The following is a 22368-nucleotide window of genomic DNA, read 5'->3' on the forward strand; positions in this document are numbered from 1 at the left end:
GTATAGCACTGTAAAAACTAGACTGAAATGGCATACACACCATAAAAAAATGCCAGCAAGCTAAGCTTACTGGCATTAAAACTAACACTGACTAATTGAATAACATTAGCGCAGTAACCCCATCACTAAACCCGTATTTTGGTTAGCTGAAGACAGTACCGTTGTACCTGCTTGAACTAATAATTGATTGCGGGTCATATTGGCAGATTCAACCGCAAAGTCGGCATCCATAATACGGCCTGCAGCGGCTTTAGTGTTTTCGGTAACGCTCGCTAAGTTAGCGGCAGTATGGCCAAGACGGTTAATGTTGGCACCTAAGGTAGAACGCTCAGTACCCACAGCGGCTAAGAAGGTATCCACAAGGGCAATCGCAGCATTGGCGGTACCACCTGTTAAAGTACCTGCGACAGTTTTAGGAATTGCGCCTAATTTAACATCCATTGTCTCCGTTGTTCCGGCGCCAATTTGAAATTTCACACCCGTACCAGAGGTCAATACACCAGTATCGAATAATTTATTACCAGCATAAGTGGTATTTTCTACAATACGCGTTATTTCGGCGTTCAATTGCGTGAACTCATCATTTAATGCCGTTAAATCAGCCGCAGAGTTAACGCCGTTAGAGGCTTGAGTAGCCAATTCTTTCTGGCGATTAGCAATGGTCGTTAATTCTTCTAACGCACCATCAGCGGTTTGCAGCATAGAGGTCGCATCAGAAATATTGCGTGAAGCCGTTTCCATACCTTTTACGTTAGCACTCATGCGGTTAGCAATTTGCAGACCAGCAGCATCATCAGATGCACTATTAATACGTAAACCCGTCGACAAACGCTCCATAGCATTAGTTAAAAGGTTATTGCTTTTATTTACAGCGCCCTGCGCAACGATTGAAGCGTAATTAGTATGAACACCTAACATAGTAGTTCTCCAGAAAATAACGATTGTTTTGGTTAGGCCTGAATCCAGGCATAACTAATTAAGGCGACATGAAAAGCTCTTCACTGAAGCCAAATAGCTTATTTTCAAAAATTAAATAATCACACTTAGGGTTCGCTTCAAAAATTAGAGCAGCAGAGCACTAACCTGTTCGCGGTTCGTATTTCCCTGCGCCATCAAAGATGTCACTTGATAGGCAAAAGGATAGGGTTGCATAAATTTATGCAAATGTTGGAGTTCAAATTTGGGCTGACTAGATGCGGTCAATTGCTTAACCTTCACCAGTAGTAAACGGTGGGATGCTTTAATATCATCAATTTGCACTGTGACTTTTTTATCTACCTTTGACACTTTAGCCAATGTCATTTTTAACTTTTCAGTATCCGTAAAATTCCATTCACGGGGATCCTGCCAACTAAATTTCTCTTCTAATGGTATATTCCTCGGCTCACCCGCTGGCAATCTTTGCCCTTCGCCCACCATTAAAATCCCCCCATTGAGCTTCATCCAAGTCTCATGCTGTGCAGTAAACACTGTGTCATTGGTCGATAAGCGGTCAATACTTATCCCTATCGAAGCTAAAACAGGCTCTATGATATCTTGTAGCTCTAAGCGATTTTTATTGGCAGGCAAAAGCAAATGCAATGTTTGCTTCTCAGTAAAAAGCGTAATCCGCTCATCGCGGTTCTTAGGTGATGTGAGATCGACTCGTCGGAACCTAAAAAAATGTAATGCCGCAGGCTGGGATGCTGAAATCAAATTCAAGTGATGATCGAGTAAACGCTTTCCTTGGTAATAAGGCCTAATCTCGATTAATTGTCTTCGACACTCCTCCGCTTTATGTAATGCATCTTCAACAACTGTGTTTTTACTGAACAAGCAGGTTTGTAGCTGTTTGTTCAGTTGACCTAGGATACTCTTGGCAGAAATCAAGCTCTGTAACACCACTTGCGATGCACTAATATTATGTTGCTCTTGAGTCACCTTAGCCCAACGTCCATAGGCTTCCAATCTATGCTTAGGTATGGGCCTCGCTTTCGGTGCACTGCGGGGCACACCTGATATCGGAGCAACATAATGAGACGTTACCGTCTGACTTTGACGTAACTGACTAAGTGACTCACCTATCCCTTTGATCATTTAACTCATTACCTACATATGATTGAAAAGGGACAGTTGGCTTATCTGTACAAAAGTTTGCTGGGTAATTTTTAATGCGGTCAATTTAACATTGAACTCGGCAGTCGCAGCGGCATAATCAAGCTCCTGCGTTTCACCTATCACTTGCTTACTAAACAACACCATCTCTTCATGGGAGCTTTTGACTAACGCGAGATTATTTTGCTTGCCACCAAAATCAGTAATCGCCGCACCTATGCTATCTAAGGTTTCGCTTAACGCTGTCTGTATTCCATTAGCTGCCGCACTAAAAGCGGCATCGCTTGGTGATAAGCTTGGGTCCTTTAGTACGTTAATATAGTCCATTGTTTGATTTAAAATATCTTGACCAGCATTGGAGAATAAAACCTTTTCGGCGGTGACATTAGCTGTAGTCCATGACGAGTTAGAGGTTTGCACCGTTCTCTCGCTAGCATCGCCTTGATAGACATATCGCCCAGTTGCATCCTTCACTACCGCAGCTTTCTCAATCGCGTTACCCGAAAACAGGTAATTACCCGACTCATCAGTGGCGTTAATATTATCCACTAATCCCTTTAAGAGTTCTTCCATTTCAGAAGCATAGGATGCTCTATCCTCTTTCGAGAGATTTGAGCTATTAGTGGCGATACTGATTTCCTTCATCCGCTGCTGCGTCTCAACCATGCTGGATAAATAGGTTTCAGCACGGCTCATATTGGTACTTAAGGAATCGATATTTTTAATGTATTGCTGTACTAGTGCTAAATCGCGTTGGTTATCCATTACCCGAACAACACCAATAGGATCATCCGAAGGCGATAGTATTGAAACACCTTTAGAGAGCATTTGATTCAAACGTGCCACATCATAGGTCGTGTTCTGCAAACTGTTTAAATTGTTAGTGTATAAATTTTGCATTGTTACACGCATGAATAAAGTCCTTAAAAGCTACTAAGCATAGTTTGAAACAGTTGATCTGCGGTGGAAATCACCTTCGCATTTGCCATATATGACTGCTGATAGATGATCAAATTAATCCCTTCTTCATCGGGATTTACACCACTGGTACTCGCCCATTGGGACTGCGCATCTTTTTGCAAATCTACACTGGTTTTAGCAAATGAAATCGCTTGACGAGAAGCAGAACCTAACTGGCCAACCTTGCTGGAAAAGGATTCCGCTAAGCTTGTATTACTGCCAAGGCTAGTAAAGCTCAGCTCTTTATTCGCTAGCTGTACTAAAGCTTTTAAATTTGCGTTATCGCCTTGGGTGCCATCTTTACCAAAGGCAAGTTTATCAGGCGTAAAACCTGCCGTTAGAGATAAGCTTCCTCCTGGGTTATTAGCTTGATAAGTAAATAAATCCTGTGACGGTGTCGCACCATTTAAGTCAGTGCCTGAAGCAAGAATAGAATTAAACTCAGTCGCTAACATGACCGCTAATTCATCTATGTACTGTTGCGAATCCGCAAGCTGCACATCACGGTACGTAAGCAAGGCACCTAAACTGCCACCAGCGGTTTCATCAACATTAAACTGGCTAGCACCAAATTGGATAGTCACCAAATCGTTCTTAGGATTGGTAGGATCGGGATTACTCGTTAACTTAGCAGCAGTATTTCCCGTCAATAGCGGCTCACCTCGGGCCAGCGAGATATTGACCATGCCTTGGCTATCTTCAACAACCCGAATATCTAAAATCGCAGCTAAGTCATCAATTGCAGCATCTCGACTATCTTGCAGTGCAGGGGGAATAGTTCCTGTCACACTCGCCGCCTGAATGTCGCGGTTGAAACTGGCAATAATATTTAGTTGTGAGTTGATCTCTTTTACGGATGAACCAAGCTGTCCATTGATCTGATTACGTTGCGAATCAATATTGTCGTTGATTGCATTCACTCTTTGGGCAACGGCTTTAGCCTCATTAAGTACACCTTGTCGGTAGGCAATGAGATTAGGTTGTTCCATAGATGAATTGAGGGCTGCGAATAATTGATCTAGGCCTTTGGAGATATTATTCCCTTCGGCACCAAATACTTGTTCAGCCTGACGCAAATAACTACTTTGCACTTTAGAAAAACCAACAGCACTCGTGGTTTGCCATAACTGCGCGACTTCGTATTGATCAGAGATCCGTCTAACACCATCAACAAACACGCCCGCACCGGAGCCATAAGCACCGCCACCAACCGAACTTAACATCACCTGCTGACGTGAATAGCCTGCAACCATAGCATTAGCAACGTTATTTGAGGTTGCATTCAATGCGGCCATGCTTGCCAATAAGCCAGACTTACCAATGTTCAACATGCTCATTTAAAATCCTTCACAACGGGCCGCATAATAAGTGCAGGCTGCATCGCTGTTGTTGTCATCTGTTGAGGATCAAAGGCGACCGGATCTTTCTCAGACTGAAATGAACGTGATAGCTGCTTGGTCATCACGTCAGCCAAGCCCATACCATTGACTTGGCTTAAACGACTTGCCAATTCCGCATCATGTAAATCTTGATACAGACCATTATTGCTTTTGGAAGTTAAAGGATTATCTTCATCGGCCATAGCGTCGGTGGCTGAGCGCATTTGCTTAAGTACCGTTTGCAGGAACTGCGCCTCAAATTGTTGACTGACTAATTTAAGTGCACCTTGCTCGCCATTCGCCTTAATCAAATCATCAGCATTCAGCTTATTTAAGTAACCGCCCGTATTTTCAATTTTCATTAAATCACCACCAAATCAGCTTCTAAAGAGCCCGCTTCCGCCAAAGCTTCTAGAATTGCCATCAAGTCCATTGGTGTCGCACCTAAGCTATTTACGGCACGCACGATTTCTTCAATTGCTGTGCCCTCGGGCCAAACAAACATACGTTTGTTACCTTGTTCGACCAATACTTGGCTATCATTCGTCACCACGGTTTCCCCTGCGGCATTACCAAGATAAGCGCCATTAGGCTGGCTCACGTTTTCCCGTTCAACAATAGTCACTGTAAGATTGCCATGGCTCACAGCGGCTTTACGAACCACAACATCTCCCCCTAATACCACTGTGCCTGTACGACTATTAAACACGATTCGAGGTGAACGTCGGCCTTGGTCAATCTTGAGTTCTTCAAGCATTGACATAAAAGTCACACGCTCTCGATTCGACTTAGGCGCGTGTATCAGAACCTTGGCATGATCTTGCGCACGTGCAACATCGGGTCCAAATAGTTCATTAACAGCCCGTTCGATATTTCGGGCGGTTTTAAAGTTGGGATCCTTAAGGTTTAATATGATGTCTTCATTATCACTAAAGTTACTTTTGATTGGTGCCTCAAGTAAGGCACCATTGGGGATAGTGCCAACAGTTGGCACATTCACAGTCACAGATGATCCATTACGACCGGCGGCAGAAATACCGCCAACAACTAAGTTGCCCTGCGCTACCGCGTAAACCTCACCATCGACAGCCCTAAGAGGAGTCATTAATAAGGTTCCGCCCTGAAGACTTTTTGCATCACCAAGGGATGAAACCGTCACATCTAAGGATTGTCCTGGGCTCGCCAGAGAAGTAATAGTCGCATGCACAGCAACGGCGGCGACGTTCTTTAACTTAGGATCGGTTTTATCATCAATCTGTACACCAAACTGCTTAAGCATATTGACGACAGATTGACTGGTAAATTTAACTTGAGAGCGGTCACCCGTCCCATTTAATCCGACGACTAAGCCATAACCCACGAGTTGGTTATCACGCAGACCTTGCACATCGACAATATCCATCAAGTAACGGCTTTGCTCTTCTGCTTGCAATGTACCAGTAGTCAAAAGTAGCAATAATAAACAACGAAGCATCAAAATATCCTTTGCTAGAGCGGGAACCATGGACTATTGAAATAGCGAGAAGCCCATCCCATAGCATTACTGTCGGCAATGGCACCTTGACCACCATAAATAATTCGAGCATCGGCAATGCGTTGCGACGATATCGTATTGTCATTACCTATATCATCAGCACGTATAATGCCAAGTAAGCGTAAATACTCATCGCCCTGATTCAATCGCAGCCATTTTTCACCACGTATCAACAAGGTACCATTAGGTAAAACCTTAGAAACAGTTACAGTGATTGAACCTGATAACTGGTTTTGCTGTGTACTTGAGCCTGCACCATTAAACCCTCTCGAAAAAGAGGTTTTACCGTCAGCATTGGCCGTTTTATCACCAATATTGCCCGCAAGTCCCATACCCATATCTTGTTCTTTGTTGGTCTTGGTATCCGCTTTCTTACTCGAATAGGTTTTTTCATCTAACGCGACGGTTAAAATATCGCCCTCACGGAAAGCACGTTTATCCTTAAAAAGCGTCAACATGAAACCGGGACGATAAAGACTGCCATCCTTTGCATCTGGCAGGCTGTAGTCAATCTCAGGCGGTGCCCACTCTTTAGTGCCAGGTTTAGTCTCCTTATCTGGAATATGCGACATACAACCCGATAACAGTGCAAACCATAAAAACCATAACCAACGCATGATTGCCTCTCTAAACCGATTGATTGAGGAACTTGAGCATATCGTCTGAGGCTGACACAACTTTGGCATTCATCTCATATGCTCTCTGCGTGGAAATCATTTCGACCATTTCTTCCACCACGTTGACGTTTGCGCCCTCTAGCGCACCCTGTCTTAAAGCACCTAAAGCTTGATCACCCGCCACACCTTCAACCGCCACACCCGATGCAGCAGTTTCACGGTAAAGGTTGTCACCTCGAGCTTCTAACCCTGCTGGATTAGTAAAGTTAACAAGCGTGATTTGACCTAAATCTTGAGGTTCAGCTTCACCCGCCATTTTCGCTGTGACTACACCATCGTTAGCAATGGTAACGGTTAGCGCATCTTCAGGGATCACGATATTGGGCACTAAAGGTAAACCTTGTGACGTGACCATCATGCCTTCGCTGCTGCGATAAAACTGACCGTCACGGGTATAAGCAAGATCGCCATTTGGCTCTTCTACTTGGAAAAAACCATGACCTTCGATCGCTAAATCCAACTGCTGACTGGTATTTTGCATATCCCCAGTAGTGAATATTTTTTGAGTACCAACGACTCTCGTTCCTGCACCTAATTGCAGACCCGATGGCAGATTATTCAGTGCATCAACCTGTCCACCTGGCTGACGTTGAACCTGATAAAACAGATCATTAAACGCAACACGGTCACGCTTAAAACCAGTGGTATTCACGTTTGCCAAGTTGTTGGCAATCGCAGTCATTTTCGTATCTTGTGCTGTTAGGCCGGTTTTACTTACCCATAACGCTGATTGCATACCAATAATCCTTAAACATTGCCCAGCAGACGATTACCAGCCTCGGCCAGCTTTTCTGCACTTTTCATTAACTTAACTTGAATCTCAAATTGACGACTCAAATCCATAGATGCAATAAGCTCTGACACGGCCTGCACGTTACTCGACTCAAGGAAGCCACTATCCACTAACACACCTTCATCTTGTGGCACTGCTTGACCATCACGACGATAGAGCAATCCATCTTGCCCCTTTTGCATTAAGGCAAAGTCAGGATTCACTAGCTTTAATCGGCCCACTTCCTCAATGATCCCGCCTTCGGAGGGTAAAACACTGACTGTGCCGTCTTCACCCACAAAGACATCTTTATGCTCAGGCAACGCTATCGGCCCATCAACGCCTAATACAGGTCGGCCATCGATAGTCAGTTGCCCCTCGGCATTGGTCTCAATTGCACCTGAACGGGTGTATGCTTCAACACCGTCAACAGCCACACTGAACAAGCCTCGATCGCGGATCGCTAAATCCAATGAACGGCCCGTAGGATTGATCACCCCACTTTGCTGGCTAAAACCACTACTCTCAGTCTGTGCCATAACCCTTGTGTTCAAACTATTACCTTGAACAGCTAAAGGCACGGCATTAACGCGCTCAAGGTCGGCTTTAAATCCTGCAGTTTCAGCGTTAGCCAAGTTATTCGCGCGAATACTTTGCGCCTCAAGAATACGAACTGCACCACTGGCGGCGGTATAAAGCATCTTCTCCATGTCAGTGTCTCTTCTTAAATGGCATTAAGTAATGCTTGTTGCATAGTCGAGTTCACATCAAGAACTTTGGCGTTAGATTGATAATTACGTTGTGCCGACATGAGGTTAACCATTTCAGCGGTCGTATCCACATTCGAGCCCTCTAAATACCCCCCCGTTACAGTGCCCATAGTTCCTGTAGATGGCGCCCCCATAATCGCTTGCCCAGCGGTATTTGTAGCCACCCAAGCATTGTTACTCACGGCCGATAAACCGTTGGGATTGCTAAAGTTTGCGAGGACGACCTGACCCTGTAATTGATCTTGGCCGTTAGTATAAGTGCCATACAACATACCATTGTCATCCAGACGCACACCTTTCAATTCACCCGAGGTGTAACCGTCTTGAGATAAGCTGGAGTTGTTATATTTGGCGGCATACTGAGTGCTTTTATCAAAATTGATATCAAATTTAAGCGGTGATGCCCCATTACCCAATGTAAGGTCGAAGGTATCCTTTGTTGTAGTTGGATCTAAAATGCCTTTTGAATCAAATTTTAATGTTGTTTGGTCTGGCAGAAGAGTCCCATCCAGAGTGTAATTAACCGTCCACTCATTCGGCGCTGTTTTTACATAATACTGAGTCACCACATGCTCTGTACCCAAAGAGTCGTAGACACTGGTGGTACCAATAGAGTGATAACTATCAATATTTTTAGGATCAAATGGCACGGCTGGGACAGCTGGAGGAATAACATCGACTCTCGCATCGAGATTTGAAACCATGCTGACATTCGTTGTGGCTTTGGCCGCTAAAGAAGCCGTTTGTACCTGTAAATCACCCGCATTACCAGTTTGCAATCTTCCCGTCGCATTCACAGAATATCCCTGTAAACGATTACCGACTGGATCGGTTATAAAGCCTTGATTGTCCTTATGGAACATCCCTGCTCTAGCATACATGGCGCCGCCATCATTCCCCTTGAGAACAAAAAAGCCTTCGCCTTGGATCCCCATATCAAGCTGACGACCGGTATAAGTTAAGCTGCCACCTTTAGAGAAGTTTTGGCTCGTTGACATCACGCCAACGCCACCCGCCTGACTACCATTATAAATGGATGCAAATTCACTACGGCCACCGCGAAACCCACTCGTTGATGCGTTAGCAATGTTATTACTGATAGTGTTGAGGTCTTGAGTCGTCGCCTGTAAACCACTTAAAGCTATGTTAAATGACATCTTAATATCCTATAAAAATAATTTACGAAACTTCAGAAATATTGAGCACAGAAACAACCCCAACACCATGGCCCATTTCAGCCATCATCATGCCGGATGCACTGGAGAAATGGATTCTCTCAATCGGTGCCTTAATATACGTTGGCGCAACTAAACTATTTTCACCTAGTGTCGCCTTAGCTTTGATTTCATATTGGCCTGCAGACAACCCCAGCTCAGCAGGATCGATAGAGAACCGAACATCACCAACATCCTGAGCACCGAGTTGAATAGTGCTAACGACCTGACCTTGTGCATCGATAATTTCAAGATCTAAGCCTTCAGCTGCATTCTCTAAATACACTTTGCCTTCAACCGCTTCACCATCGAGCTGAAACTCAGACACAGGCACCATGGCATTCTTACCAATCAAAGATGCCGACTGTACTATGCCCAAATTTTCCATCATGACCATTTGGCTTGATTGATTCTTCCGCATTCCCTCTAAGCTTTCGACCTGCGAAAACTGCGCTAATTGAGAGATATACTCAGCACTGTTAAGCGGTTTAGTGGGATCTTGATTCTTGATTTGCGCGATCATTAAGGTCATAAATTCATTCTTTAATGACGCAGCATCATTCCCTGGTGCCGCTAATGCACCTGCAGGATTCTGAATCGAGTTGTTACCAGAGCGAGCCAATTCCATTGCTATTTATTCCCTAGTTGCAATAAACCTTGCTGCATAGAACGCGCACGATTCATGATTTCAACACTGGTTTCAAATGAACGACTTGCCGCCATCATGTCAGCCATTTCTTCAATCGTGTTCACATTAGAGTAAGCAACATAGCCTTGTTCATTGGCAAAGGGATGATTCGGCTCATAACGCATATCCAATGGGGCATCCGCTTGGACTATGTCACTCACTTCAATCGAAGCACCAATCGCACCTTGTTGAGTCGCATCGTAAATAGTCGCAAATACGGGTTTTAATGCTCGATAGGCCGACTCAGGGTTTTCGGCGGCAGTTCCAGCGTTAGCTAAGTTACTCGCGACTGTATTTAAACGTATGGTCTGAGCATTCATGCCAGCACCCGCTATTTGATAAATATCGCCAAATGACATACAGGCTCCTAACGACCTTCAATAGCAGACTTTAGACCGGCTATTTTCATGTTTAAAAATGTCAAACTCGTTTGATAATCCATCGCATTCTGTGAATATCTTGCCTGTTCCTTACCGAGTTCCACGGTATTATCATCGGCAGAATTTTGATAAGGCATGCGATAAGCGAGGTTGTACTCTTGATTCATCTGCATGCCTGCTTCAACTTGCTTCATGGCCGCTTTGAAATCCAAATCTCTCGCTTTGTACCCCGGAGTTTCGGCATTGATTAAATTACTCGCTAATACCTTGCTTCTCTCCACTCTAAAATCGAGTGTCTGAGGATGTATTCCTAATGCTTTATCAAGGTTGATAGCCATCTCAACTCCTAGTACTGTATGCGTAATTAATTTAGATGGTCGAGCAGCTTACAATTAGCATGCCAATATACTTATTCATATAAAACAGTTGGTTAAATGAAATCGCTATTGATATACGGAAAGTTCTTTTCCCTCACTTTCTTACTGAGCATAGGGTTACTTCCGCTCAATGTGCACGCGAAAGGGAAGATCACGGCGACAGAACAAATATCTCAGCAAATGACAAACTCCGTAGCCGCAGAGATAGCTAAGTGGCAACAATCGCAAGAGATAAAAAAAGTCAGCAAAAAAATCACACTGCACATTCCTTCCAGCACAGCCAAGCTAAAAACGTGTAGCACGGCGCTCCAAGTCGAGGCTGCTAAAGGGCTACCATTCGGTCGGATCCAACGAAAAATAAGCTGTGCCTCTGAAGGCTGGTCACTCTATGTTCGTGCCAAGGTTGCTCTCAGCGCCTACATTCCTGTTGCCAACAAAACGCTTAAGAGAGATGAAGTTGTCACATCAGAAAATCTACAATGGCAAATGCTGCCCTTAACTGCGTCAGATCAAGACATTATTACTGATGAAAAACACATTTTAGGGCAAGCGGTTGCCAGAAAAATAATCAAAAACAAACCCATAAGAGCAAGCAATTTAAGTGCACCAGAACTCGTGAGCATAGGAGATGAAGTGATTATTGAAGCAGTCAGTGCCACCTTTTATGCCAATATGATTGGGATTGCTATGGATGCGGGTAAACAAGGTGATGCCATTAGAGTGAGGAATAGTAGTTCAGGGAAAATCATTACCGCCTACCCCATAGCTAAGGGGAGAGTTGAAACCCGTTTTTAACATTTAAGCCACCTTAGGATAAATTTAAAAATTTATTTTAGATTTATCCTATTTAGGTCGCCTATATCTAATATCTAGCCATTTATGACGATGAACATCTATGGAAATTAATAAAATTAGCAGTGCCTTGAGCACTGAGTTCAGCACGAGTAAGAGCGCTAATACGCCCAGAAAGCCCGTTGAATCAGAAAATCTATCAACGCCAACACGACAAGATATTAGTCACGACTGGCAATTGTTAGAACAAACCCAGAAAGAGTTACATACCATCTCCGACGTTGACACAGATAAAGTTGCTGCTATACGTCAGGCTTTAAGTAATGGCAGCTTTGAGCTGAGCTTAGATAAAATTGCAGATAAGATATTGATACAGCATGGATAATAGTCAAGTAAATAAGCGCGAACTTGTTCAAAGTTTAATTCGCGATATTCGTCAAGATCTTGAGGGATATAGTCAATTAAAATCAATGCTTAAGCACCAACGTGAATTAATGCAACGCAGGGATAATGATGCGCTCTTAGCCCATAACGAGCGTCAAACTGCACTGTGTAACAAGTTAGCTTTGAGAGCCAAACAGCGAAGCGAAAATCTCGCGACACTAGGTTTTAATAGTGACAATAGTGGCATGAGACGCTTAATCACGGCGCTACCTGATCACCTAAGACCGCAAATAAAAATGTCGTGGGACAACTTACAGCTCTTAGTGAAAGATAGCCAAACAGCCAATGAAACCAACGGCAGATTACTCGTAATACAGCAAGAAACGATTAACCGTATCCTGAATCAAGATGGCCAACACCATGAAATTGATTACGGTGCCAAACGCTAGTCAAACTGAATTATTAAGAGTTACCAAAGCCCTCGCTCATGGGACATAGTTTAAAAGGTGGCTCTCAGCTGTAATGACACAGCGCTTATTGGCCTTTATTCTTGTAATAGAAACCCGCCATATCATCAACAACAGCCTGTTCACGACGTGCCACTTGTGCTTGTTCTTGTATATGTGTTTGTTTTTCAAGCCACTTCAAACCTTGCTGACGCCCTAATTGCTTACGCCATAGGCGATCAATACGCAGCTGTTCCTGTTGTAGAAAGACCTCCTTTTGAGCTAACTTCACCCGCATAGGCTCTAACACTTGCGCCATACTTGCGGAATTTTGCCAGAGCAAAACATTTGAGCCCTCTTTCGCACCACGATAAGTCAATATCATTTGGGCTAAGGCTTGATTTTGTTGTTGATTTAGTTGGACACTTAGGCTGGAATCATCGCGTTTTTGCCCTAGCTGCGCTAATTTCTTTTCAGCTTGAACACGTAACTTAGAGAGATGACGCTGGCTCATATCCCATAACTCCCATCAACTGTTCCAATTGCACTAAACTTTCAGCCAAATTGACTTTACTGTGTGTAGTCTGGCGTAGAAATCGTGCCATTTCTGGATACACTCGCACAGCAAGATCCATTTCAGGATCTTGGCCCGCTTGGTAGCCACCTAAAGGTAATAAGTCTCTGACCTCATTGTAACGACTCAAAAGATGTCTAAAGATCTGACTCTGTTCAATACTACTAGAGGTCGCTATGTGCATGGCTAAGCGACTCACAGACGCATTAAGATCAATCGCAGGGAAATGTCCTTGCTCGGCTAATTTACGACTTAGCACTATATGGCCATCTAAAATGGCTCTCGCTGCATCTGCAACGGGATCCTGCTGATCATCGCCCTCGGCCAATACGGTATAAAACGCGGTTAGCGTTCCCGTCGGATGTTCACCATTGCCCGCCATTTCCACCAGTCTAGGTAACTGTGCAAATGCCGAGGGCGGATAGCCTTTGGTTGCTGGAGGCTCACCTAAACTCAAGGCGATTTCACGCTGTGCCTGAGCATAACGAGTCAATGAGTCGACTAATAGCAACACTTGCTTACCTTGATCTCTAAAAGCACAGGCAATGGAGTGGGATAACCGCATTGCACGTAATCGCATCAGCGGTGTGGTATCTGCAGGGGCTGCAATAATCACAGCCCGTTTACGCCCTTCTTCACCGAGTGTTTCTTCAATAAACTCCCTGACCTCACGGCCACGCTCACCAATTAAGCCAACCACCACGACATCTGCTTCAGTAAAACGAGTCATCATGCCTAATAACACACTCTTACCCACACCAGAGCCCGCAAAGAGCCCGAGTCGCTGGCCTCTACCAATAGGCAACAAACTATTGATGGCGCGAATACCGACATCTAGCGGCTGCCGAATAGGTTGGCGCAGCAAAGGGTTGTAACTCGTGTGAGATTGCGGGACTTGTGAAACACCGGTTAAATCGCCCAGTAAGTCGAGTGGTTGTCCAAGTCCATCAAGCACCCTGCCAAGCAAACCATCACCAATAGCAATTGTTTGCTCATCCGTAATAGGCAGCACTCTGGCACCTGGCATCAAGCCCTGTGTGGGCTCAATCGGCATAAGGCACAATACGTCCCGATGAAAGCCAACGACTTCAGCCTCAATTAAACGACCATTTCGCCCTTCAATCTGGCAACGATCACCCATGCCAAGCTGACAGCCAACAGCCTCAAGCAATAGACCATTGACTCGAATGAGACGTCCATAAACCCTTGCAACTGGAACCTGAGGCCAATCGTCATGAAATACATCAGACTCCAATCTCAGCCTCATTCAACTTAGTTTCAACCTGCTTCATGCAAGCATCGAGTCGTGTCTCGACTGAAGCATCTGCATCGGATTTATCACTCACAATTCGACAACTGCCCGCTGAAATACTGCTATCAGCGATGAGATTCCAGCCACGGATTTTATCTTCCGAGAGCTCTTTTAATTTAATCACGGCACTCGGCTCTAAATGGATTTTGATATCCGCTTGATCATCGGGCAACGCACTCAAGGTTTCTTCAACGAGCTTAAGAATTTGTTGTGGCTGCAGGGTTAGCTCGCAGCGGATCACTTGTTGTGACACTCGGCGTACTAATTCAAGGATCAAATTTTGCTGTTCACGAACCTGCTTTGCATGACCGTCTTCGAGTAGTTCTCTCAAGGCACCTAGCGGTACAAGTAAACTGTTGAGCTGCTCATCGATGGATGCTCTACCCGCTGACTGCCCATCTAACCGACCTTGATGAAAACCAGCTGCATGTCCAGCAATGCGTCCTTCTTCTATGCCAGCCTCATAACCCGCACTCTTACCTTGAATAACACCTTCATCATAACCCTCATCGAATGCTTGTTGATAACTTTGAAAATCACTGCCCGCATCGGAATTTGATTCAACCGCATCGTGTAATGCAGGAAAACGATAACGACGAGCGAGATTGGTATTTAGACGCCAACGAGAATGCTTGTTTTCCATTAAACAACGACCTGTTCTTCAAATAGCTGCAATTCAATTTCACCTTCTTGCATTAATTGCTTCGCCAGTTCCATTATCTCTTTACGCGCCCCACTCGCTCGGCTAACAGGTACACCACCTAACGCTTCTATTTGTGTTTCAATCGCTGACGACATACGTTTAGGCAAGGCATTGAGCAAGGCATCTTTTAATTCAAAATCAATGCCTTTTAATGCTAACGATAGGGTTTCAGAAGGTACCTGTCCTAATAAGGTCTGCAACGTTTCTTGCTTTTGTCGCCCAAGAATAATGAAGTCAAACATGTTATCGGTGACATCAATCGCCATCTGCTTATCATGGAGTTTGATCATTTCCATCAACTGTTCTCTGTCGCCTTCGAAGCGATTGAGGATATCGGCAACCTGTTTGACACCCGCCACTTGCGTGTGACTTTTCTCCATTGCCATCAACATGCAGCGCTCAACCAGCTCCCGCAGTTCCTCAACAACGTTGCGGTCTAATTCGCCAAGTTGCGCAATACGAACGAGCACCTCATCTTGGCTATCACTAGGCAACATTTTTAAGATTTTAGCGGCACTTTCTGGTGGTAATAATCCCAACAATACCGCTTGCAACTGGCAGTGCTCATGGGTGATTTCACGGGCAAGTAATTGGGGGTCAACCCATTCGAGACGCTTAACGAGCACTTTAATCTCATCACCATAAATACTATCGATAAGACTTTTAGAGACTCTGTCTCCCAAAGCGATATCGAGTGTCTTTTGTAAATAGGACCGTGAGGCTCTGGCGATACCCGATTGTTCTTTATAGCGTTGGAAAAAACGGCTGAGTACTGCCTCGGCTTCTTGCTGGGTAATACTCGATAACCGCGCCATTTTATGGCTTAAGTGTTGCACATCGTTACGATCCAAATGCGCCATGACCATGGCAGCACCTTCTTCTCCCATACTCAGTAATAACATGGCCGCTTGGGCGTAATTGTCCATCTTAATTTCGATTGAATTATTCACCGTCTTTATCGCCTATCCAATGAGCTATCACTTCTGCAACACGCGCGGGTTCTTTGTTTGCGAGCAAGGCTAAATGCTCCATTTTAACGGTCAAAGGTGAGCCGGGCTCGGGTAAACCTTGACTGCCTAGCCAGTCGGCACTCGGTAACTGATGTGCTTGATTTGGTAAAGTTTCGGCGGAATGCCCATCGAGTGCAGCAGCGGAAGCGGCACTTAATGCAACGGGCTCAATTCTAGGCGCAGTAATTTGAGCGGTTCGGGTCAAGTGCTTAACCAGCGGCCTTAATACGAACAAAATAAGTCCAAAGCCAAGGATGCCGCCTATGATGTAGCGTAAATAAGCTTGGTAATTTTCTGATTGCCACCAAGGTGACGGCGTAAATTCCGCTGTAACAGTTGGGGTAAACTCAAAGGCATTGATGGTAAAACTGTCACCTCTCGCCGCCGAAAAGCCGATGGCATCCTTGACCATATTGCCAAACTTAACCAGTTGAGCCTCTTCATTAAATGCTCCTTGACCCGTAGCACTATTAATAAGCACTGAAACTGAGAGGTTTTCGAGCTGCATTTGTTGATAACGAACATGACGCACAGAACGACCAACGTCATATTGACGACTTTCTTCCTGCTTCAAATTACGGGTCTTATCATTCGTCGCCTCTTTGCCTGCTTGGGGTGGCTTATTACTTAAAGCTCCGGGAATTCCCGCGGCAATACTATTACTTGAATCATCGACACTCGTACGCTCTTGAGTCACGACATTTTGCGGATCGAGTGACTCCTTAGTTTCTTCCACCTGATTGAAGTTTACTTTTGCAGTCACCCGCACTTGGAAATTATCTTGACCAAGCACAGGCTCGAGCATAGAGGCGGCATTAGCCACTAAGCTATTCTCAAGTTCACGCGTGTACTGTAACTGCTTGTTTCTAGACTGGCTAAGGTCTTGATTGCCTGAAATGTTCTCACTTAAATATCGACCATCTTGATCGACAACTTTGATATTACTGGCCGTTAGTCCAGTCACACTGCCAGCAACCAAATTAACAATAGCCTCAACTTGTGTTTCAGAGAGTCGAGTATTCGGGTCTAGCTGCAGCATGACGGAAGCCGTCGGCAGTTCAGGCTCCTGACGGATAAACAAAGTTTGTTTAGGTATCGCCAAATGAACTCTTGCGGCACGGACCGACTTTAACGACATGATAGTGCGAGCTAATTCACCTTCTAAACTATGGCGATACTTAGCTTGTTCCATAAATTGGCTCGTACCGAGCGCGGTATTGTCGAGTGCCTCCATACCCGAAGGTACTTTCGCTTTTACCCCTTTTGCGGCCAAAAGCATACGCGCATTACCGACTTGCTCTTCTGCAACGAGGACTGCCCCAGTATTTGCCTCGAGGCGATAATCAATGCCTTCTGCATCCAAGACATTTAACACTTGAGAGGTATCGACATTTTCTTGGCTGCCATATAAAGGTCGATACCCTGCAGTAGCAGTCCATAACATCAACACTATGACACTGGCGACAACCACCGCAAGTAAAGCTAAGGCGATAACTTGACGATCACCACGGTTAAAACGATGCCATTTTTGGGTCATGCCAGCAATGAATCCTGACGAAGATTCAGTCCCGGTAATATCCTGACCTGATTGAACAAAAGTGGTAGACATTCACACAATTCCTTAAATAGGCATCTTCATTACATCGTCAAATGCTTGCACAAGACGATTACGAATTTGGAGCATAGTCGCAAATGACAAACTGGCTTTTTGCGAAGCCACCATAGCACCGACGAGATCATCGCTTTTTCCACTATCGACAGCAGCCATCGCCATAGAGGATTGGTTCTGATCTTGGTTAACGGCAGAAACTTTACTCTTAATCAAGTCAGTGAATGACCCATAAGCCATACCATTATCGGCAGGGTTTGAAGTGATGTTGATCGCCCCTTTAGCCACTTCACGATGAATGTTTAAGGTTTCCATTAACATATTTGAGCTAACAATCGCTCCATTAGACATATTCCATTCCTATTACTTTTTGATTGCTCTAAGCTGCTCGACCCGCTTGCTCTAATAACATTTCAATATCAATACCCGCTTCTCGCATTTGTACGAGGCGATATCTTAAGGCTCTAGTCGTCATCCCTAGCGCCTCAGCACTTAACGTGCGTTGCCCATTAAAACGTTTAAGTACATCAATAATATATTGAAACTCAGCCTGCTGTTTTGACGCTTTAAGCCCATCTGAGGCGCCTAAAGGCTCCAACTCAAGCATCTCTTCTTGAATGTTTAACCCGAGTTCCGCAACTTGAATCGCCTGGCCTCTACGCATCACTAATGCACGTTGAATACAATTTTCTAGCTCTCTTACATTTCCGGGCCAATCATAGGTCACGAGCACTTGCCTTGCGTGCTCACTGAAATAACAGCGACTTGAGCAATCAGATTGGCCATATAAATTTAAGAAATGTTCAGCGAGAGGCAGGATGTCAGCCTTTCGTTCTCTTAAAGGCTTAATTTTCAGAGGTAAAACATCTAATCGATAGAACAAATCCTCCCTAAAATGTCCAAACTCCACGGCTTGTCTTAAGTCGCGATTGGTAGAGGCAATGACTCTGATATCCAGTGGTATAACATGCTGGCCACCAAGTCTTTCGACTTCACGCTCCTGTAGCACCCGAAGTAACTTCGCCTGTAACGGCAAGGGCATTTCACCAATTTCATCGAGTAATAAAGTACCGCCATTGGCCTGCTCAAATTTTCCTGCCTTATCACAAATGGCACCAGTGAAGGCACCTTTGACATGCCCAAAGAGAACGGACTCTAGAATACTTTCAGGGATGGCAGCGCAGTTAATCGCAACGAAAGGCTTATGTGAACGGGAGGAGTGGCGATGAATATAACGAGCAAGCGGTTCTTTACCAGTACCACTTTCACCCAATAATAAAACACTGGCCTCAGTGGTTGCGGCGCGATGGGCCAACATCAACAATTGTCGACTAACAGAAGCCGCGACAACCAAACTAGAATCAGGTAACTCTAAACGGTGTAATCGTTGAATTGAGGCAAGTAACTGCTCAGTTTCTACGGGAATTAATAGATAATCCTGTACGCCAGCTCGCATTGCTGCGGCTGCCAACTCACCTTGCTCTGGTGCTAATAACGCGACGATATTACGGCCAGGAAAACGGGCAAGATAGGACTTCACATCACAAGGACTACAATCCGATAAGTTAACGATAGTGAGCCAAGGTAATTCCATTGCATCACTCCACAGATAAAAATCCTCATGTGTTATTTTGCATGCAAGTTCCGCAGATATGTTTAACCCTTCAATCCGTATACTTAGGCCACCCACTCACTAACTCCCTTTCGTTTACAGTACATTAAATAACACCTTAATTTAGACCTATAAGTCTTTGTGTTTGAGTGTATATAAAATCTATTACTACTTACTTATCCATCTAGATGAATGAGCAATAAATAACTCAAGCCATTAAGAACAGTAAAAACAAATGCGGAAGCGAAATGCGGAAGATATATTTCCGCATGTAATATCAAAGCCAGCGATAGAGAACTACACACAATGAGTATCCACATTGACAATGGCTAAGGATATGCCCTCAACTAAATAAGGTTAAAACGTGTTCTAGTGCAATCATCGATAAGAAATGTGACCAGCAACAAAGTTTAAGGTATCACCGAATTATATGAATCAATTGCTACCAACCATGAAAGGTCTAAAAGAAAAACCGCAAAAAAGTGATGCATATAACTTAGGACTGACTTATACCAAATATATTTGTAAAATAATATATGACAATGATAAAAATGCACCATCGATACTTTTAAAATAGTGACAAAATTTAACCACCAATGTTTTATATTAAATAAACCACAAACTATATCGCACAAAAAACAATGAAAATCAAAGACAAACAGATTTGCAACACAATATCATCATTAATAATCAATATGTAAATGCTGACATAAATATTGCCCGCCAAAATATCGACAAATGTCAAAATAATATCTAACCGCCTTTTTATTGACGCGAAAATGCAAAACCTAAAGCATTAATATCTTCTTACACAATCCCAAAACAAACATTTTGTTCACAACCAACTTTACCCTACAATTCTATTCACATATATTTCAGCATTTATTATAATTATTATTGAATACTTAAGCCTTATTAACTTATCATCCTCGTCGTTTAAAACAGAGTCGAACCTAAAGTTCAACGCTTAACTGTTTTAAGAAATTCATTAATCCTTAACGATAAAGAAATAAATATTTAGGCACTCTGTTTGTGTATGTTTTTTATGCGCCAACTGAATCACGGAGGTAGCCAAGCAGCATTCTAGTAGTAAAAACACGTTTAATAGGAAGAACAATGAAGACGACGGCGAAAGCTAGGCTTATAAAATCAAATTCCAATGAAATAATTAGACCTATTATGCTAGTTCAAGAAAAGCTAGCGAGAACGCGATTATTACAACAGCTAGAAAAGCTACATCGTCCACTTATCGATGCCATAAATAATATCCTATCTCCGCTACTAAGACAGGGTCATCCCGCTGTTTCGGGGTCAACGTTAACAGAACCTAGAACACCTGTCGTTCCAGAACATTGCTATTCATGGTTTGTATTAAAACATCATCAAAATACCCTCGGTTATTGGAGAATTGATCGCTGTACGCTCGATCAATTGGCGAGTAATTATTACGGTAATACCTCAACACCATTAAGTTCTCCTTTGAGAAACCCCAGCCAATCTGAATTTAGGTTAGCCAAAAAGTTGCTACTTTCCGTAATGGAGGAGCTACCTAATAGCACGATCGAAACCAATAATCTTGAAGTTGAGCTCATAAAAGGCCATATGCCACTCGCAGTATCGGCAGTATGGTCGTTCAATTTTACCAATGGCCCACTAACCCCTCCAATGCTCTTTTGCTTAACTGAGCATTTACTGGGGCATCTGGCCGAACAGCCTAAGAAATCTGAAGTATCTGCGGATTTACCCGCAAAACTAGCCGTCTGGCTAAAAAGTCTCCCCATAAAAATGCAGCTGACATTAGGGCAACATAGCATCCCGGTGCAATCACTCAGCCAATTAAAAACTGGGGATATTTTACCTATTAATCTCTATCCAAAAACCTTGTTATCAATCGGAAACACACCGCTATTTCATGCCTCTGTGCATAGTCATGAAGGACAGATGGTAGCGAAATTGACCCAAGATATTTATCAGCATGAGGAGCATGACATTGGCTGAACAATCTATTTTATCGGATGATGATTTTCTATTAGAGGACGATATTTTCTCTGAGAGAGCATTTTCAAAGCCGGACACCCATAACCGTAAATTGAAAAATAATAATTTTTTTCAACAACTTCCTGTTCAAGTTACTCTCGAACTGGCCAGTGCTGAAATGTCTTTAGGCGAACTAAATCGTATGGGAGAAGGTGATGTTATCGCACTCGACCGTATGGTGGGTGAACCGCTGGATATCAGAGTAAATGGAGCACTATTAGGAAGAGGCGAAGTCGTAGAAGTGGCTGGCAGATATGGCGTACGTTTGCTGGAAATAGAGAGCATTACTCTCGATGGGACAAGTAACGAATGATAGTTCGGGTATTGTTACTGGCGATTCTATTGTTTGCTCCCCAAGCCCTCGCATCGGAAGGACTGACCTTATTCACACTGGATAGCGCTCAAGACAGTCAAGCAGTTAACATTAAACTCGAAATTTTAGCGCTCATGACGGCCATTAGTTTCCTGCCCATCATGCTGATGATGCTAACCAGTTTTACTCGTATTATCATTGTATTAGCAATTCTCCGACAAGCTCTCGGACTACAACAAAGTCCCCCTAACCGAGTGCTTGTTGGGATAGCATTAGTACTCACTATCTTTATTATGCGCCCAGTGGGAGACAAAATTTATAAGGAAGCTTATTTGCCCTATGACCAAGGTAAGATCGAATTGATGGAGGCTGTCTCAATAGCCAAAATCCCTTTAACTCGATTTATGCTGGCGCAGACAAGAGAAACTGATCTTGAGCAAATGCTGAAAATAGCTAACGAACCCACACACATGAAAGCAGCAGAGGAAGTCCCCTTTTTTGTCCTTATGCCCGCATTTGTACTGAGTGAACTCAAAACAGCTTTCCAAATTGGCTTCTTACTTTTCTTACCTTTCTTAGTTATCGACTTGGTTGTCGCAAGTGTCCTCATGTCTATGGGGATGATGATGTTGTCACCGTTAATTATTTCTCTCCCATTTAAACTGATGGTTTTTGTATTAGTCGATGGTTGGGCTATGACGGTAAGCACCTTAACCGCAAGTTTTGGGTAG

26 protein-coding genes are annotated in these 22368 nt (G+C 43.9%); 6 read left to right on the plus strand and 20 right to left on the minus strand.

What is annotated here, in order from left to right; all coding sequences use genetic code 11:
* Positions 1 to 105: 105 nt before the first annotated feature.
* From HGO26_RS13900 to flgB, 13 genes are all read right to left on the minus strand, one after another.
* Positions 106 to 918 (minus strand): flagellin N-terminal helical domain-containing protein, encoded by an 813-nt coding sequence (locus HGO26_RS13900; RefSeq protein WP_006083386.1) that lies wholly within the window; start codon positions 916 to 918, stop codon positions 106 to 108.
* Between the two features lie 144 nt (positions 919 to 1062).
* Positions 1063 to 2076, minus strand: coding sequence for a hypothetical protein (locus HGO26_RS13905; RefSeq protein ID WP_168825875.1), 1014 nt, complete (start codon positions 2074 to 2076; stop codon positions 1063 to 1065).
* Between the two features lie 12 nt (positions 2077 to 2088).
* Positions 2089 to 3006, minus strand: a complete 918-nt coding sequence (flgL, locus tag HGO26_RS13910; RefSeq protein ID WP_168825877.1) for a flagellar hook-associated protein FlgL — start codon at positions 3004 to 3006, stop codon at positions 2089 to 2091.
* An 11-nt stretch (positions 3007 to 3017) separates the two neighbouring features.
* Complete coding sequence (gene flgK, locus HGO26_RS13915) at positions 3018 to 4391, minus strand: flagellar hook-associated protein FlgK (protein ID WP_113940818.1); 1374 nt, start codon at positions 4389 to 4391, stop codon at positions 3018 to 3020.
* Entirely contained in the window at positions 4388 to 4795 is a 408-nt protein-coding gene (locus HGO26_RS13920) for a rod-binding protein (protein ID WP_168825879.1), read from the minus strand. The genes flgK and HGO26_RS13920 overlap by 4 nt, the downstream gene beginning before the upstream one ends.
* Positions 4795 to 5907, minus strand: a complete 1113-nt coding sequence (locus tag HGO26_RS13925) for a flagellar basal body P-ring protein FlgI (protein WP_168825881.1) — start codon at positions 5905 to 5907, stop codon at positions 4795 to 4797. Before HGO26_RS13925 ends, HGO26_RS13920 begins: the two co-directional genes overlap by 1 nt.
* Positions 5908 to 5921: 14 nt before the next feature.
* Complete coding sequence (flgH, locus tag HGO26_RS13930) at positions 5922 to 6584, minus strand: flagellar basal body L-ring protein FlgH (RefSeq protein WP_113940821.1); 663 nt, start codon at positions 6582 to 6584, stop codon at positions 5922 to 5924.
* A gap of 10 nt (positions 6585 to 6594) precedes the next feature.
* On the minus strand, positions 6595 to 7380 hold the full coding sequence (gene flgG / locus HGO26_RS13935) for a flagellar basal-body rod protein FlgG (RefSeq protein ID WP_006083393.1): 786 nt from the start codon (positions 7378 to 7380) through the stop codon (positions 6595 to 6597).
* Positions 7381 to 7391: 11 nt separating this feature from the next.
* Complete coding sequence (locus HGO26_RS13940) at positions 7392 to 8126, minus strand: flagellar basal body rod protein FlgF (RefSeq protein ID WP_131523393.1); 735 nt, start codon at positions 8124 to 8126, stop codon at positions 7392 to 7394.
* A 14-nt stretch (positions 8127 to 8140) separates the two neighbouring features.
* The gene (flgE, locus tag HGO26_RS13945; protein WP_168825882.1) at positions 8141 to 9343 is read right to left on the minus strand and encodes a flagellar hook protein FlgE; all 1203 of its coding nucleotides are present in this window, start codon (positions 9341 to 9343) and stop codon (positions 8141 to 8143) included.
* A gap of 22 nt (positions 9344 to 9365) precedes the next feature.
* A complete protein-coding gene (locus HGO26_RS13950) occupies positions 9366 to 10028 on the minus strand; it encodes a flagellar hook assembly protein FlgD (RefSeq protein ID WP_113940824.1) in 663 nt (220 codons plus the stop codon).
* 2 nt (positions 10029 to 10030) lie between these two features.
* On the minus strand, positions 10031 to 10447 hold the full coding sequence (gene flgC, locus HGO26_RS13955) for a flagellar basal body rod protein FlgC (protein ID WP_113940825.1): 417 nt from the start codon (positions 10445 to 10447) through the stop codon (positions 10031 to 10033).
* Positions 10448 to 10455: 8 nt separating this feature from the next.
* Complete coding sequence (gene flgB / locus HGO26_RS13960) at positions 10456 to 10806, minus strand: flagellar basal body rod protein FlgB (RefSeq protein WP_168825885.1); 351 nt, start codon at positions 10804 to 10806, stop codon at positions 10456 to 10458.
* A gap of 96 nt (positions 10807 to 10902) precedes the next feature.
* Between flgB and flgA the strand changes: the two genes are divergently transcribed.
* From flgA to HGO26_RS13975, 3 genes are all read left to right on the plus strand, one after another.
* Positions 10903 to 11640 (plus strand): flagellar basal body P-ring formation chaperone FlgA, encoded by a 738-nt coding sequence (flgA, locus tag HGO26_RS13965; RefSeq protein ID WP_131523391.1) that lies wholly within the window; start codon positions 10903 to 10905, stop codon positions 11638 to 11640.
* A gap of 100 nt (positions 11641 to 11740) precedes the next feature.
* A complete protein-coding gene (gene flgM / locus HGO26_RS13970) occupies positions 11741 to 12022 on the plus strand; it encodes a flagellar biosynthesis anti-sigma factor FlgM (protein WP_113940828.1) in 282 nt (93 codons plus the stop codon).
* Positions 12015 to 12470, plus strand: a complete 456-nt coding sequence (locus tag HGO26_RS13975) for a flagellar protein FlgN (RefSeq protein ID WP_028761850.1) — start codon at positions 12015 to 12017, stop codon at positions 12468 to 12470. The genes flgM and HGO26_RS13975 overlap by 8 nt, the downstream gene beginning before the upstream one ends.
* A gap of 85 nt (positions 12471 to 12555) precedes the next feature.
* Here the strand turns inward: HGO26_RS13975 and HGO26_RS13980 are convergent, their stop codons facing one another.
* The 7 genes from HGO26_RS13980 to HGO26_RS14010 are packed head-to-tail and all read right to left on the minus strand — an operon-like array spanning position 12556 to position 19365.
* Entirely contained in the window at positions 12556 to 12981 is a 426-nt protein-coding gene (locus HGO26_RS13980; RefSeq protein ID WP_168825887.1) for a hypothetical protein, read from the minus strand.
* Positions 12959 to 14308 carry a FliI/YscN family ATPase gene (locus HGO26_RS13985; protein ID WP_113940831.1) on the minus strand — a complete coding sequence of 450 codons (1350 nt, stop codon included), beginning with the start codon at positions 14306 to 14308 and terminating at the stop codon, positions 12959 to 12961. Before HGO26_RS13985 ends, HGO26_RS13980 begins: the two co-directional genes overlap by 23 nt.
* Positions 14286 to 14996, minus strand: coding sequence for a flagellar assembly protein FliH (fliH, locus tag HGO26_RS13990; protein WP_131523389.1), 711 nt, complete (start codon positions 14994 to 14996; stop codon positions 14286 to 14288). Before fliH ends, HGO26_RS13985 begins: the two co-directional genes overlap by 23 nt.
* Positions 14996 to 15982, minus strand: coding sequence for a flagellar motor switch protein FliG (locus tag HGO26_RS13995; RefSeq protein WP_049821660.1), 987 nt, complete (start codon positions 15980 to 15982; stop codon positions 14996 to 14998). The genes fliH and HGO26_RS13995 overlap by 1 nt, the downstream gene beginning before the upstream one ends.
* A 16-nt stretch (positions 15983 to 15998) precedes the next feature.
* The gene (gene fliF / locus HGO26_RS14000; RefSeq protein WP_168825889.1) at positions 15999 to 17675 is read right to left on the minus strand and encodes a flagellar basal-body MS-ring/collar protein FliF; all 1677 of its coding nucleotides are present in this window, start codon (positions 17673 to 17675) and stop codon (positions 15999 to 16001) included.
* A gap of 12 nt (positions 17676 to 17687) precedes the next feature.
* Positions 17688 to 18026 carry a flagellar hook-basal body complex protein FliE gene (gene fliE, locus HGO26_RS14005; protein ID WP_113940834.1) on the minus strand — a complete coding sequence of 113 codons (339 nt, stop codon included), beginning with the start codon at positions 18024 to 18026 and terminating at the stop codon, positions 17688 to 17690.
* 28 nt (positions 18027 to 18054) lie between these two features.
* Positions 18055 to 19365: a sigma-54 dependent transcriptional regulator gene (locus HGO26_RS14010; protein ID WP_168825891.1), complete on the minus strand. Its 1311-nt coding sequence runs from the start codon at positions 19363 to 19365 to the stop codon at positions 18055 to 18057.
* A gap of 1038 nt (positions 19366 to 20403) precedes the next feature.
* Between HGO26_RS14010 and HGO26_RS14015 the strand changes: the two genes are divergently transcribed.
* The 3 genes from HGO26_RS14015 to fliP are packed head-to-tail and all read left to right on the plus strand — an operon-like array spanning position 20404 to position 22368.
* Positions 20404 to 21285 (plus strand): FliM/FliN family flagellar motor switch protein, encoded by an 882-nt coding sequence (locus HGO26_RS14015; RefSeq protein ID WP_168825893.1) that lies wholly within the window; start codon positions 20404 to 20406, stop codon positions 21283 to 21285.
* On the plus strand, positions 21278 to 21637 hold the full coding sequence (locus HGO26_RS14020; protein ID WP_131523384.1) for a FliM/FliN family flagellar motor switch protein: 360 nt from the start codon (positions 21278 to 21280) through the stop codon (positions 21635 to 21637). The genes HGO26_RS14015 and HGO26_RS14020 overlap by 8 nt, the downstream gene beginning before the upstream one ends.
* Positions 21634 to 22368 (plus strand): flagellar type III secretion system pore protein FliP, encoded by a 735-nt coding sequence (fliP, locus tag HGO26_RS14025; protein ID WP_131523383.1) that lies wholly within the window; start codon positions 21634 to 21636, stop codon positions 22366 to 22368. Before HGO26_RS14020 ends, fliP begins: the two co-directional genes overlap by 4 nt.

The organism is Shewanella oncorhynchi (genome assembly GCF_012584455.1).
Taxonomy (GTDB): domain Bacteria; phylum Pseudomonadota; class Gammaproteobacteria; order Enterobacterales; family Shewanellaceae; genus Shewanella; species Shewanella oncorhynchi.